We start from the raw sequence: 13917 nt of genomic DNA on the forward strand, positions 1-13917 counted from the left end.
GTGAGGCGCGTGCCGGGGGCGCTCGCGACACCGTACTGAACACGTTCAAAGGGCAGTTGAAACCCCAAAAGGGTCAACGGGCGCGCCTTCGTCGTCCGACGGGGCCCAATTCCTTGTGAAGAACTTCACGAACTTTGCCGACGGAATGTCGCCGGGGGGCCCGCGAGACCCCCCGGCACCCGCTCACTCGTCGTCGGTCCTGCTCAGACGGCCGCCGCGCGGCCGTCCGGCCACCGCCGCGAAACGCCCTACGCGAGCGACCACGCGATGCCGTCGAGGATGTCGTGCTCGCTCACGACGACCTCCTGCGCGCCCGTGCGTTCCATGATCGACAGGAGGACCAGGGCGCCGGCACCGATCACGTCGACGCGGCCCGGGTGCATGGAGGGGACCGCCGCGCGCTCGGCGTGGGTGGAGCGCAGCAGCCAGTCGGTGATCTCACGGACCCGGTCGCGGGAGACGCGGGAGTGGTGGATGGCGGCCGAGTCGTACTCCGGCAGCTCCTGCGCGATCGCGGACACCGTCGTCACGGAGCCGGCCAGACCCACCAGGGTGCGCGCCTCCCGCAGCGGCACCGTCTGCTCCGCGAGGTCCAGGGCGGCCCCGATGTCCGCCCGCATCGCCGCGACCTGCGCCTCGGTGGGCGGGTCGGTCACCGCGCCGTCGCGCACCAGGTGCCGCTCGGTCATCCGCACGCAGCCGACGTCCACGGAGCGGGCGGCCCGCACGTGGTCGTCGCCCACGACGAACTCTGTGGAGCCGCCGCCGATGTCGACGACCAGGCAGGGCCGGTCGATGTCGGCGCGGCCGGTCAGCTCCTTGGTGGCGCCGGTGAAGGAGAACTCGGCCTCCTGGTCGCCCGAGATGACCTCCGGCTCCACGCCCAGGATGTCCAGCACCCCGCGCACGAAGTCGTCCCGGTTCTCCGCGTCGCGGGAGGCGGAGGTGGCCACGAAGCGCAGCCGCTCGGCACCGTGCGCCTTGACGGCCTCGGCGTACTCCCGGCAGGCGGCGAAGGTCCGCTCCAGCGCCTCGGGCGCCAGCCGCCCGGTGCGGTCGACGCCCTGGCCGAGCCGCACGATGGTCATGCGCCGGTCCAGGTCCGTCAGCGTGCCCGTGGCCGGGTCGGCGTCGGCGACCAGCAGCCGGATGGAGTTCGTTCCGCAGTCGATGGCGGCGACCCGGGTCACTGGGCGTCCTCCCCCTCGGTCCCGGGGACCGTCACGCACGGCCCCTTGCGCCACCACTCGGGCAGCATCGCGATCGCCTCGTCGCCCAGCGGGTTGACGCCGGGACCGGCCGCCAGCGAGTGGGCGACCAGCACGTGCAGGCACTTCACGCGGTCCGGCATGCCGCCCGCGCTCGGGAAGCCGGTCAGCTCCTCGATCTCGTCGCGGCGCCGGACGTAGTCCTCGTGCGCGGCGCGGTAGGCGGCGGCCAGCTCCGGGTCGGCGGCCAGGCGCTCGGTCATCTCCTTCATCACGCCGTTCGCCTCCAGCGTGCCGATGGCGGAGGCCGCCCTCGGGCACGTCAGGTAGTACAGCGTGGGGAAGGGCGTGCCGTCGGGCAGCCGCGGCGCCGTCTCCACGACGTCCGGCTGTCCGCACGGGCAGCGGTGCGCGATGGCGCGCAGACCGCGCGGGGGACGTCCGAGCTGCTGCTTGAAGGCCGCCACGTCCGCGTCGGTCGGCTCGGTGCGCGGGGTGGTGGGCGGGGGAGTCTGCATGACTGTCTTCTGCTGGTCTTCCTGTTGAGTCACTGCCGGCGCGGTCGTTTCACTGCCGGACGGCGGCGGCGTCGGCCTTGTCGACCCCGTCCCACACGTTGCGGTACCAGGGCCGGTCGGCGGCGCCGGCGTCGGCGCGGGCCTGCTCGGCCCCGTCCGGGTCGACGACGACGAACCCCGTCTCCCCCGGCATCACGTAGTGCAGCCGCAGCCGGACCTGCTGCTCGGCGTAGGCGTCGTCCTGCCAGCGTGCCTTGAGGTCGCGCAGCTCCTCGACCCGCTGCCGGGCCTCGCGCTGCTGCTGCCTCAGATCGGCGATCTCGGCGCGCTGGGCGACGTACTGCCGTATCGGATAGGCGAGGGCCACGACGAGCGAGCAGAGCACCATCGCCAGCAGCGCGGCCCGGCCGGTCAGCCGGGAGCGCCGCGCCTGGCGCCTGGTCTGCGAGCGGTAGACCCGGGCCGCGGTCTGTTCCCCGATGATCCGGATCCTGGTCGCGGTGGAGAAACGGTCCCGGTCCTTCACCGCCATGCCTGTCCCCGCCTTCAGTCCACACGTGCGTACGTCCCCGCACACGGTACGGGACCGAGTACGGGGACGTACGTACGACGCTGCCTTCTACCGGGCCATCAGCCCTTGAAGCGGGGGAACGCGCTGCGGCCGGCGTACACCGCGGCGTCGTCGAGGATCTCCTCGATGCGCAGCAGCTGGTTGTACTTGGCGACGCGCTCGGAGCGGGCCGGGGCGCCGGTCTTGATCTGGCCGCAGTTGGTGGCGACGGCCAGGTCGGCGATGGTGACGTCCTCGGTCTCGCCGGAGCGGTGGGACATCATGCACTTGAAGCCGTTGCGCTGGGCCAGCTCGACGGCGTCCAGGGTCTCGGTCAGCGAACCGATCTGGTTGACCTTGACCAGCAGGGCGTTGGCCGAGTTCTCCTCGATGCCGCGGGCCAGGCGCTCCGGGTTGGTGACGAACAGGTCGTCGCCGACGAGCTGGACCTTGTCGCCGAGCTTGGCGGTGATGGTCTTCCAGCCGTCCCAGTCGTCCTCGAACAGCGGGTCCTCGATGGAGACCAGCGGGTACGCCTCGACCAGCTCGGCGTAGTACTCGGTCATCTCGGCGGCGGTGCGCTCCTTGCCCTCGAAGGTGTAGGAGCCGTCCTTGTAGAACTCGGACGCGGCGACGTCGAGCGCGAGGGCGATCTGCTCGCCGGGGGTGTAGCCGGCCTCCTTGATCGCCTCGAGGATGAGGTCGAGGGCCTCGCGGTTGGAACCGAGGTTCGGGGCGAAGCCGCCCTCGTCGCCCAGGCCGGTGGCCAGGCCCTTGTTCTTCAGGACCTTCTTGAGGGTGTGGTAGACCTCGGCGCCCCAGCGCAGCGCCTCGGAGAAGGACTCCGCGCCGATCGGGGCGATCATGAACTCCTGGATGTCCACGTTGGAGTCGGCGTGCGAGCCGCCGTTCAGGATGTTCATCATCGGCACCGGCAGCAGGTGCGCGTTCGGGCCGCCCAGGTAGCGGAAGAGGGGCAGGTCGGACGCCTCGGAGGCGGCGTGGGCGACGGCCAGGGAGACGCCGAGGATGGCGTTGGCGCCGAGCGAGCCCTTGTTGTCGGTGGCGTCCAGGTCGAACATGGCCTGGTCGATCAGGCGCTGCTCGGTGGCGTCGTAGCCGACCAGCTCCGGGCCGATCTGCTCGATGACGGCGAGGACGGCCTTCTCCACGCCCTTGCCGAGGTAACGGCCCGGGTCGCCGTCACGGAGTTCGATGGCCTCGAAGGCACCGGTGGAGGCGCCGGACGGAACGGCGGCACGCCCCGTGCTGCCGTCGTCGAGGCCGACCTCGACCTCGACCGTGGGGTTGCCTCGGGAGTCCAGGATTTCCCGGGCTACGACGACGTCGATGGACGGCACGAGCATCTCCTTCTTCAATGTGACGCTTCGGTGTGACGCGCGGGTCCCGCGGGACCGCGGCGGCTCTGCGGGACCGAGCCTAACCGGCTCCGGGCGATCGGCCAGCCGATCGCCCACCCGCTGGACAGAACCGAGAGTAAATTGTTTCCGAACGGAACAAAGACGTTTCCGGAAACCGGACGGCGCCCCCGCGGGCACGGGACGTGAAAAATCCCGCCCCGGTGCGTACGGGGGAACACGCACCGGGGCGGGAGTCGCGGGAGCCGCGCCTCTTACTTGAGGTGCAGCATCTGGCCCGGGTAGATCAGGTCGGCGTCGTCGACGATGTCGTCGTTCAGCTTGAACAGCTTCGCCCAGCCGCCCTTGACGTCGTGCTCGTCGGCGATCGAGCTGAGGGTGTCGCCCTTGACGACCTTGTACTCGCCGTCGCCCTTCTCGACCTTCTTGCCGGTCGGGGTGGTGACGGTCTTCTTCTCGGCCTTCGGCTCGCTCTTCTGCTGCGGGGCGGGGCGCTCGGAGGAGCGGGAGGCCTTCTGCTCGGTGGAGCGCTCGGCGGTGGAGCCGCTGCTCTGGCTCTGCCCGCTCTGGGAGCTGCCGGAGCCGCTGTCCTGGGAGCCGCCACCGGTGTACGCGGCGCCCGACAGGCCGGTGCCGCAGACCGGCCAGGCGCCCTTGCCCTGGCCCGCGAGCACCTTCTCGGCGATCTGGATCTGCTGGGCCTTGCTCGCCTGGTCGGCGGTGGAGGCGTACTGCGTACCGCCGTAGGCGGCCCAGGTGGAGGCGGAGAACTGCAGACCGCCGTAGTAACCGTTGCCGGTGTTGATGGACCAGTTGCCGCCGGACTCGCACTGGGCGACGGCGTCCCACTCGGACGCGGTGGCGGCGGAGGCGTTGCCGGCCGCCATCAGCGGGGCGGCGACGGCGGCACCGGCGACACCGGCGACGGCGATGACACGGGTGGCCTTGGACGGACGACGGTGCTTGCCCTTGCCGGAAAACAGCATGGTTGATCCCCTCACCGACGCCTGCGAGGTGAGCTGTCGGGTTCGGGCCGGTTGAGTTGCCCGGCCGGGTTCCTCGCGGAACTCGGCTTCACCCCTAGCCGCTCCGGCTCAACTGCCCGGTGCGGCGCTTACCTTGGGTCCCCCGCTCCTGCCTGCGGCGCTTGACGCGACGACTGTTCCCGTACGGCCGCTGGCAGGATTCGGCGTTGCGGCTGTCGGGGCCCGCGGTGGCGAGCGGTCATGACCGTAGACACGCGCTCCGCGGATTTTCAAAGACGATCACGGCTTCTGAGACCTATCTCTCACGAGATCCAAAAGGGACATACAGTCTCTAACCGTGACGTGAACTCCCCCTACTTTTCGCCCGATTCGCCCGCGACCGTGAGCGTCTGACCGGGGAGGATGTGGTCCGGGTCGGCGCCGACGACCTTCTTGTTGTGGGCGTAGAGCGCGCGCCATCCGCCGTCGAGCTCAAGGGAGTCGGCGATGGCCCAGAGGTTGTCGCCGGAGCGGACCGTGTACGAGCCGTCCTCGACCTCGCGGGGCTCGCCGTCGCGCGAGGCGTGCCGCCCCGCCGAGCCGTCGGTACGGCCCCGGTCCGCGGTGCCCTCGTCCGCACTGTCGCCGCGGTGCCGGCCGGAGCCGGACGACCCTTCGGCGCCCGGCTGTTCGGCCCGGGAACCCGGGTCGGAATCAGTGGATGTGTCCGACTTGGTGGAGGAATCCGCATCCTGGGACGCGGTCCCGGAAGGGGAGCCGGACGACGGCGAAGAAGAGGGCGAAGGGGACGAAGAGGGCGCTCCGGACGCCGACTCGGGAGTCTCCTGCGCACCGGTCGAGCCCTCCGCGTCCGCCGACGGGGACGACTCGGGCGACTGCGACGACTCGGGCGTTCCGGTGGTCCTGGGCGTCCCGGACGACGGGGACGACTCGGCACCGTCCGTCTTCCCCGAGGTGCCCGAGCCCTCCGACGCCCCGTCACCCGTCGCGTCCGAGCCGCCGGTGGTCCCCGAACCGTTGCCCAGGCCGGCGAGCAGGCCGCAGGTCGGCCAGGCGGCGATGCCCTGGTCCGCGTACATCTTCTCGGCGATGCGTATCTGCTGCGAGCGGCTGGCCTCGTCGGCACTGGGGGCGTAGTCGAGGCCGCCGTAGCGCTCCCAGGCCTCCTGGGAGAGCTGGAGGCCGCCGTAGTACCCGTTGCCGCTGTTCTGGCTCCAGGCGCCGCCGGTCTCGCACTCGGCCACCTGGTCCCAGGTCCCCGGACCGGCCGCGTGGGCGCCGGTGGCGCCGAGCAGCGGGATCGCGATGGCGGAGCCGGTCACTCCGGCGGCGACGACCAGGGCGGGAGCCTGGCGGGGGCGACGGTGACGACCGTTCCCGGAGAGCATGCGAGGACCTTTCACGAGACGACGGGGGCCACGCGGCGGATGACGCTCGACACCACGTTGATCCGTGAACGTATAGGGAGATCATCACTTGTCACAAGTTCATGCCGCGCAGATCACGTGAAGATCACAAAGTTGAGCGCGTGTCACGTTTGCGTGGACGCCCGGCCGTTGCCGGCCGACGAGGCGGACGGTGTGAACGACACGGGCAGCGTGCGCAGACCCCGCATGATGAGGCCGCCGCGCCACCGGAGTTCGGCCGGGTCCGCGGCGAGGCTGAGGTCCGGCAGCCGGGTGAGGAGCGTGGCCAGCGCCGTCTGCCCCTCCAGCCGGGCGAGCGGGGCGCCGAGGCAGTAGTGGATGCCGTGGCCGTACCCGAGGTGCTGGTTGTCCCGGCGGGCGAGGTCGAGGGTGTCCGGGTCGGTGAACCGCTCCGGGTCCCGGTCGGCGGCGGCCAGGACGACGAGCACGGGGTCGCCCGCCGCGACCTCCTGCCCGCCGATGCTCAGCGGGCGGGTGGCGAAGCGCCAGGTGGCCAGCTCCACCGGGCCGTCGTAGCGCAGGAGTTCCTCGACGCCGGTCTCCAGCAGGCCGCGCTCCCCGGCGGCGAGGGACGTCTGCAGCCGCTCCCGCTGCTCGGGGTGGGTGAGCAGGGCGTAGGTGCCGTTGCCGACGAGGTTGACCGTGGTCTCGAAACCCGCGAACAACAGGATGAAGGCCATGGCCGCGGCCTCGTTCTCGGTGAGGTGCTCGCCGTGGTCGGAGGCGCGGATCAGGCCGGAGATGAGGTCCTCGCCGGGGGCGGGCTCGGGCGGCAGCGCGGCGCGCTTGCGGTGGATGAGGTCGGCGAGGTAGCCGCGCATCTTCTTCACCGACCGCGCGACCCCGCCCCGCGGCCCTCCGCCGTGACGGATCATCATGCCCGCCCAGTCCCGGAAGTCGTCCTGGTCCTCCCGGGGGACGCCCAGCAGGTCGCAGATGGCGTAGATGGGCAGCGGGAAGGCGAACTCGTGGATCAGGTCGGCGGAGCCGGTCTCCGCGAACCGGTCGATGAGGCCGTCGGCCAGCTCCTGCACCCGGGGGGCGAACTCGGCCACCCGGCGGGGTGTGAACGCCTTGCTGACCAGTCGGCGCAGCCGGGTGTGGTCCGGCGGGTCGATGTTCAGCAGGTGGGTCATCAGCTCGGCCTTGCGCTCCCCGGGGATGCCGGTCTTCCCCCTGGCGTGCGCGGGCTCGTCGTGGTGCGCCGGGTTCTTGGACAGCCGGGGGTCGGCGAGGGCCTGCTTCGCGTCGGCGTACCGGGTGACCAGCCAGGCCTCGACGCCGCTGGGCAGCCGCGTGCGGTGCACGGGGGCGTGGTCGCGCAGCCAGGCGTACGCCGGGTAGGGGTCGCTCGCGAACTCCCAGGTGAACAGCTCGGGGGCGGGGCCGGAGACGGGTGCGCGGCCGGTCATCCCTCGACCGCCCTGATCGCGTCCCGGTAGGCGCGGGCCGCCGCTCTCAGGGCCGCCTCGGGGTCGGTGCCCTCGGCCTCGGCCCGGGTGGCGAGGGCGAGGAGGTCGTAGCCGATGCCCTCTCCGGTGGGCAGGGGGACGTCGAGGCCCGCGGTGCGGACGCGGGAGTGGAGCTTGGCGGCGAGGGCGAGGCCGGGCTGGCCGACGGGGACGCCTTCGGTGACCGAGGTGCGCTGCTTCTCGGCGGCCTTGGTGCGCAGCCAGTGCGCGCGGACCTCCTCGGGGGTGGTGGCCGTCTCGTCGCCGAAGACGTGGGGGTGGCGGTGGATCAGCTTGTCGACGAGGGTGCCGGCCACGTCGTCGACGGAGAACGGGGCGTCGGGGTCCTCCTCGGCGATGCGGGCGTGGAAGACGACCTGGAGGAGGACGTCGCCCAGTTCCTCCCGCAGTTCGTCGCGGTCGCCGTCCTCGATGGCCTCGACCAGTTCGTACGCCTCCTCGATGGCGTACTTGGCCAGGTCCTTGTGGGTGCGCCGCGAGGACCAGGGGCATGCGAGGCGGATGCGGTCCATGACCTGGACGAGGTCGAGGAGGCGGGCGCCCGGGAGGTCGTAGGAGGCGGGGAGCAGTTCCAGCTCGGGCATCGCGACGCGGCCGGAGCCGGCGAGGCGGGCGAGGCCGTCGGTGAGCGCGGGGTCGCCCTCGCCGGTGGCGACGACCACGGCCGTGCGGCCGCCGGCGCAGGCGGCCACCAGTTCCTCGGCGGTGGGGGCCGCCTCGTCGACCCGTACGCCCGCCTCGCGCAGGTAGGGGAGCTGCGGGTGGGCCGCGTCGGCGCACAGGACCCGGTCGGCGGTGCGCAGGGCCTGCCAGGCGGGCCAGGACAGCAGGCCGGGGGCGACCCGGTGGCTGGTGGTCAGCAGGACGATGCGGCCCTGGTCGGGGACGGTCGGGTCGGCGGTCTTCGCGTTCACTCTCCGAACCTAACGCACACCGCAGACGGCCCCCCGAGTTGTCCACAGGGGGCCGTATCGCCGCGGGCCGGCGGCGTCAGGCCGGCTGCTCGGGGCCCGCGGGGGCGATCTCCCGCACCCAGGGCGTCCGCGCGTCGACGCGGCTGCTCTTCTGGACGTCCCAGGTGCCGTAGCGCGGGTTGAGGTCGACGTCGAGCTTCTTGGAGGCCTCGGACAGGGCCTGCCAGAACTCGGGGCGGCTGGTGTCGGTGCCGAGGCTCTGGGCGAGCTTCTGGGCCTCCAGCTGGACGCGGAGGTTGTCGTCGAGGCGCTCGGGGGCGACGCCGTACTGCTGGAGCCAGGCCGTCCCGAGCTGTTCGGGGCCGCCGGCCTGCTTCTCCAGTGCGCCGCGCATCTGCTGGACCTCCTTGCGGCTGACGGTCACGCCGGCGTCCTGGGCGGCGCGGTGCAGCACGCGGTCGAGGACCATGCCGTGCAGGGTGTCGCGGGTGAGGGTGCCGGTCCTGGCGACGACCTGCTCGTACTGGGTGGCGTCGGGGACGGCGGCGCGCTGCGCCTCGCGGACCTCGTCGACGCGGCTCTCCAGTTGGGCGACGGTGATCCGCTGGTCGCCGACGACGGCCGCGGCGCCCGGGTGCGCGTCGTTGCCGCAGGCGGTGAGCAGGGGGGCCGCGGCGGCGATCGCGGCGGTGAGGAGGAGCGCGGAGCGACGGCGGCGGTGCAAGGGAACCTCCCGTTGGAGATTGTGCGACGGTGCACAAAGTCTTGCGGTGATCGATGTTAGGCAGTGGCCCGGCTCTGGCCAACCCATTGGACCAACGATTCATCGGGACTTCCGGCACCGCCTCGCGGAGCGGCGCCCCGCCGGGCGGTGCCTCACCGGGCGAGGCGCCCCACGCCCGGCCCACGCCCGCCCCGCTCCCGGCCCGCGCGGCGGCGGCGCGCGTCAGCCGTGCATCCGGCCGAGCCAGTGCAGCGTGCGCCGGACGTCGGCGGCGAGCGGGTGGCCGGGGCCGTGGACGCGGTCCACGTCGTGCAGCAGCCGGACCAGCGTGTCGTGGGCGGCGGCGCGGTCGCCGAGGGCGAGCAGGAGGTGGCCGACGCGGCGGCGGACGTCGTGGGCGAGGTCGGGGTCGCCGGCGACGTACTGGTTCTCGTAGTACGGCAGCAGCGCGCGGTACTCGGCGAGGGCGGCGGCCGGTTCGCCGAGTTGTTCCAGGCACTGGGCGGCGTCGTGGCGGTGGCGCAGGGACTGCGGGTCGGCCTGCCCGGCCTCGGCGGCGCGTTCGTCGGCGAGGCGGCGCAGTTCGGGCAGGGCGCGCCGGTACTGGCCGTCGTTCATGAGGGTCGCCGCGTACTGCTTGCGCAGGGTGCGCACGACCGGGGAGCGTTCGCCGTGCTGTTCGGCGGCGGCGGGCAGGATGGCGCCGAGGACGTCGACGGCCTGGGTGATGCGGCCCTCGCCGAGGAGGCGGTTGACGTCGTCGACGGCGCGGGCGACGTCGGGCTTCCCGGCGTCGGCGGCGGGCGCGGCCGGGGCCGGCTGCGGGGCGGGGGTGCGGGCGCGGTCGGGCCAGGGGGCGTGCGGGCGCACGAAGGGGCGGGTGGGGTCGAGGGGGCCGCCGGTGGGCACGCCGCGCGCGGGCAGCAGCAGCGACAGGTGCTCGTAGACCTCCTGGGCGGAGGCGGGGCGGTGCTGCGGGTCCTTGGCGAGCAGGCGCAGGACCAGCGTTTCGAGCGCCTCGGGGACCTCCGGGCGGATGCGGCGCACGGGCAGCGGGGGCTCGTACAGGTGCCGGTGGAGCACGCCGAGCGCGGTGGAACCGGCGAACGGGACGTCGCCGCTGAGCAGTTCGTGCAGCAGGACGCCGAGCGCGTACAGGTCGGTGTACGGGCCGACGGCGCCGCCCATGGCCTGCTCGGGTGCCATGTAGGCGGGCGAGCCGACGGGGGTGCCGGTGTGGGTGAGGCGGGTGGTGTCGGCGTCCATGACGGAGGCGACGCCGAGGTCGAGGACGGTGACCGTGCCGTCCTGCCTGATCATCACGTTGCGCGGTTTGAGGTCGCGGTGGACGATCGGCACCGCGTGCACGGCACTGAGGACGGCGCACAGTTGGGCGCCGACCGCGACGGCCCACTGCCACGGGTAGGGCTCGTGCTCGGCGAGGTGGTCGGAGAGGTCGGCGCCGTCGACGTACTGCATGACGAGGAAGAGGTCCTCGTCCTCGCTGCCCGCGTCGTGCACCGTGACCAGGCCGGGGTGGTCGACCTGGGCGGTGACCCGGCACTCGCGCACGAAGCGGCGGCGCAGTTCGTCGGCCTCCGCGCCCGCCACCTTGTCGGGGCGCAGCAGTTTCACCGCCACGCGCCGGTCCAGGCGCCGGTCGTAGGCCGTCCAGACCTGGCCCATGCCGCCCTGGCCGATGAGCGTGGACAGCTCGTACCGGCCGGCGACGACGCGTCCTGTCGCCACGGTCACCTTCCGCCCTCGGGCCGGCCGTCGCGGCCCTCGTGCCGGCGCAGGTAGTCGCTGAGTTCGTCCAGTTCGGCGCGGACCTGGTCGAGGGGTGCGGGTGCGGGGTGGTACGGCGGCGGGGCGTAGGGGTGGGGGGCCGCGGGGTGCGGCGGGTGGAATCCCGCCGGGTGGGCCGGGCCCTGGTGCGGGGCCGCGACGGGGGCGTGGACGGGGGGCCGCGGGTGGCCGGTGAAGGCGCGGGGTGCGGCGTGCAGGCGTATGTCGAGCACCAGGAAGTGCGCGGTGGCCGCCGCCCCGAGCAGGAGCGCCGCGGCCAGCGCGGCGTCGGTGCGGTGGTCCGTCTCGGGCAGCGAACCGACCACGGCCAGGCAGGCGATGGACAGCGGCAGGCTCACCCAGGCGGCCGTCCAGTCGTACCAGCGGCCGCGCAGGACGGCGACCCGGAACAGCGGTACGCACGCGAGCAGGCCGCAGGTCAGGAAGCCGGCGGCGGCGTACAGCACGCGCAGGGTGATGACGGTGGCCGCGCCGCGGGAGGGCGGCGGCCCGGCGCTGTTGCCGTACATGACTGCTCCTGGACCGGTGATGCCGACGTGCCGAACGGACCGGGCCGTTCGAGTGGAGATCCGAGCGTATAGGCCCGGACGGACAACGGGTCACGGATGTGCCGAACCGTTGCCGCTCCGCCCGGCGGCGGGTCAGCGCCCGGGGTCCACCGTGCCGTCCGTGAGCCCGTCGTACAGGCCCCGCACCAACTGCTCCCCGAGCCGGCCCGCGAGCCGCAGCGCGCGTTCGAACTCGTCGAGGGCGCGGAACCGGTCGCCGTAGCCGCGCTGGGCGTCGAGGGGCAGGCGGGGCAGTTGGAGGCGCCGCACGTCCAGGCGGGTGGCGGTGGAGGCGTAGCTGCTGGCCTGCCGGTGGTTGGCGGTGCCGCGCAGGAAGCCGGCGAGGAACCAGGGGTCGAGGGCGGCGGGGTCGGGGCGCAGGAGCACGAGGTTGCGCCCCAGGGCGGCGCCGGCGGTGGTGGCGTCGACGACGCGCGCGACCGTGCCGCCGCCGAGGACGGGCACGACGACGTCGCCGGGTTCGGTCAGGACGGGTTCCTCGTCGCTCTCCGGGAGGGTGCCAGAGGGGGCGGTGCCGGCGAGGACGTCGTGGTCGGTGAGGACGGGGACGCGCGCCCGGCCGCCGTGGGTGCCGGTGCGCAGGGTCAGGGCGCCGCCGCGGGCGAGTTCGCCGACGGTGGTGAGCGGCCGGCGGGGCGCGGCGCGGCCGGGGGCGGGGGCCGCCGGGGTCAGTTCGGCGGTCAGGCGCAGGGTTTCGTCCAGGCGCTCGCGCACGTCCGTGAGCCGTCCGCCGTCGCCGGTGGCGGTGGGGGGCGGCAGGTGGCGGGCGGGGGCCAGGTCGACGTCGTCGTCGAGGAGTTCGATGACGGGCAGGGTGCGGGCCAGGCCCGGCCGTTCGTCGAGCCGGCCGGTGCGGTCGAAGGCGCCCCAGGCGTCGAGCACGGCCTCCCGCACGGACCGCCAGTCCGGTCCGCCGCGCCCCTCCCCGGCGAACTGCCCGGCGTCGGCGAGCAGCACCTCGGGCTGCGCGGGCGCCTTCTCGGGCCGGCGCAGCACCCACAGGTGCAGGGGCAGGCTGTACGGCGGTGCCGCCCCGGCCGGCAGGGCGATCACGGCGCGCAGGGCGCCGCGGCGCAGCAGGTCGGCGCGGACGCGGCGGCCGGAGCGGCGGGAGGCCGCGGCGGGGGGCATGAGGACGACGGCGGTGCCGCCGTCCCGGACGCGGGCCAGGGCGTGCTGCACCCAGGCCAGTTCGGACTCGGTGCGGGCCGGGAAGCCGTACTCCCAGCGGGGGTCGTAGGCGAGTTCGTCGTGGCCCCAGTTGCGCTCGTTGAACGGCGGGTGGCACAGGGCGGCGTCGGCGCGCAGGCCGGGGAGGGCGTCGGCGCGCAGACTGTCGCCGGCGGCGACGCGGACGGTGGCGTCCGTGCTCAGGGCGAGGCGCAGGGCGGTGAGGGTGGCCAGGGCGGGGTCGTCGTCCTGGCCGTACAGCTCCTGTCCGGGGCGGGTGGCGGCGGCAGCGGCGCGCAGCAGGGTGCCGGTGCCGCAGGCGGGGTCGAGGACCGTGCGGGCGGGGCCGGCGAGTTCGGCCATCAGCTCGGCCAGGGGGTCCGGGGTGAGCGTGTACTGCCGCGGGCTGGCGTCGAGGTGCCGGCCGAGCAGGAACGCGAAGGTCTTGCGGGCGCCCGGCCCGGCGGCGAGTTCGGCGGCGCCGCGCAGGAGGGGGACGGAGGGGAGCAGGCTGGGGGCGATCGGGGTGGGGACGGTGCGCTCGGGGGCCGGGCCGAAGCGGGCGTCGAGGACGTGGTCGAGGGCGGCGGGGAGCATGGCGGCCAGGCGTTCGTCGGAGCCGGCGCTCGCTTCCAGCCACAGGGGCGGGCGGTCGTGGATGAGCAGGAGGACGCAGCCGGCGTGCGCCAGGGCGGCGGCCGGTCCCTCGGGGTGGCCGGCGACCTGCTGCCAGACGCGTTCGCGCGGGGGGACCTCGGCGAGTTTGCCCTGGGCGCGCAGCCAGGCCTCGACGTCGGCGAGGGCGAAGGACGGGCTGGTCTCGGTGCCGCCGACGGGCTGGGGGAAGTCCGCGTGCCGGCGGCGCCAGTTGCTGACGGCGGCGCGGCCGACGCCGGCGAGCCGCGCGATCACGGCGGCGGTCACCTCTGCCCCGTCCGTCCCGGCCGTCCCGCCAGTACCGCCTGTCCCGCCTGTCCCCTTGTCCCGCACGCTCGGGCCCCCTCGTCCTGGTCGTGTGAGGCCGATCCTACCGAGGAACACGGGCGCACCCTGATTCACACCGTGTACCGCCCGGCTCACGTGAACCGTGTTGACTCGGTTCACAGCCTCTGGTCTTATTGACGCGTCGGGCCGGCCGAGGCGATGGGCCTCGGTTCACGGTCGACCGAGTCTCTGGGGAGAGGACTGACG

At 73.8% G+C, this 13917-nt stretch carries 12 protein-coding genes and 1 riboswitch; all 12 genes read right to left on the reverse strand.

Features of this window, described 5'->3' with window-relative positions; genetic code table 11:
- Positions 1 to 248 precede the first annotated feature (248 nt).
- On the reverse strand, positions 249 to 1190 hold the full coding sequence (locus Sdi02f_RS13280) for a Ppx/GppA phosphatase family protein (protein WP_108933305.1): 942 nt from the start codon (positions 1188 to 1190) through the stop codon (positions 249 to 251).
- Positions 1187 to 1726, reverse strand: a complete 540-nt coding sequence (locus Sdi02f_RS13285) for a DUF501 domain-containing protein (RefSeq protein ID WP_030404371.1) — start codon at positions 1724 to 1726, stop codon at positions 1187 to 1189. Before Sdi02f_RS13285 ends, Sdi02f_RS13280 begins: the two co-directional genes overlap by 4 nt.
- A 49-nt stretch (positions 1727 to 1775) precedes the next feature.
- Positions 1776 to 2258, reverse strand: a complete 483-nt coding sequence (locus tag Sdi02f_RS13290) for an FtsB family cell division protein (RefSeq protein WP_030404372.1) — start codon at positions 2256 to 2258, stop codon at positions 1776 to 1778.
- 98 nt (positions 2259 to 2356) lie between these two features.
- Positions 2357 to 3637, reverse strand: coding sequence for a phosphopyruvate hydratase (gene eno, locus Sdi02f_RS13295; protein WP_030404373.1), 1281 nt, complete (start codon positions 3635 to 3637; stop codon positions 2357 to 2359).
- A gap of 272 nt (positions 3638 to 3909) precedes the next feature.
- Positions 3910 to 4641, reverse strand: coding sequence for a transglycosylase family protein (locus Sdi02f_RS13300; RefSeq protein WP_030404374.1), 732 nt, complete (start codon positions 4639 to 4641; stop codon positions 3910 to 3912).
- Between the two features lie 3 nt (positions 4642 to 4644).
- Positions 4645 to 4811: riboswitch (cyclic di-AMP (ydaO/yuaA leader) on the reverse strand.
- A 183-nt stretch (positions 4812 to 4994) separates the two neighbouring features.
- Positions 4995 to 6029: a LysM peptidoglycan-binding domain-containing protein gene (locus tag Sdi02f_RS13305; RefSeq protein ID WP_108933306.1), complete on the reverse strand. Its 1035-nt coding sequence runs from the start codon at positions 6027 to 6029 to the stop codon at positions 4995 to 4997.
- A 143-nt stretch (positions 6030 to 6172) separates the two neighbouring features.
- A complete protein-coding gene (locus Sdi02f_RS13310) occupies positions 6173 to 7480 on the reverse strand; it encodes a cytochrome P450 family protein (protein WP_030404376.1) in 1308 nt (435 codons plus the stop codon).
- Complete coding sequence (locus tag Sdi02f_RS13315) at positions 7477 to 8454, reverse strand: nucleoside triphosphate pyrophosphohydrolase (RefSeq protein WP_031087016.1); 978 nt, start codon at positions 8452 to 8454, stop codon at positions 7477 to 7479. Before Sdi02f_RS13315 ends, Sdi02f_RS13310 begins: the two co-directional genes overlap by 4 nt.
- 76 nt (positions 8455 to 8530) lie before the next feature.
- Complete coding sequence (locus tag Sdi02f_RS13320) at positions 8531 to 9178, reverse strand: SurA N-terminal domain-containing protein (RefSeq protein WP_031087014.1); 648 nt, start codon at positions 9176 to 9178, stop codon at positions 8531 to 8533.
- A gap of 222 nt (positions 9179 to 9400) precedes the next feature.
- A complete protein-coding gene (gene pkaE / locus Sdi02f_RS13325; protein WP_391103634.1) occupies positions 9401 to 10891 on the reverse strand; it encodes a serine/threonine protein kinase PkaE in 1491 nt (496 codons plus the stop codon).
- A gap of 38 nt (positions 10892 to 10929) precedes the next feature.
- Positions 10930 to 11496, reverse strand: coding sequence for a hypothetical protein (locus Sdi02f_RS13330; protein WP_108933308.1), 567 nt, complete (start codon positions 11494 to 11496; stop codon positions 10930 to 10932).
- Between the two features lie 132 nt (positions 11497 to 11628).
- On the reverse strand, positions 11629 to 13650 hold the full coding sequence (locus Sdi02f_RS13335; RefSeq protein WP_108933309.1) for an N-6 DNA methylase: 2022 nt from the start codon (positions 13648 to 13650) through the stop codon (positions 11629 to 11631).
- Between the last annotated feature and the right edge of the window lie 267 nt (positions 13651 to 13917).

The sequence above is a fragment of the Streptomyces ardesiacus genome (assembly GCF_003112575.1).
GTDB classification, from domain to species: domain Bacteria; phylum Actinomycetota; class Actinomycetes; order Streptomycetales; family Streptomycetaceae; genus Streptomyces; species Streptomyces ardesiacus.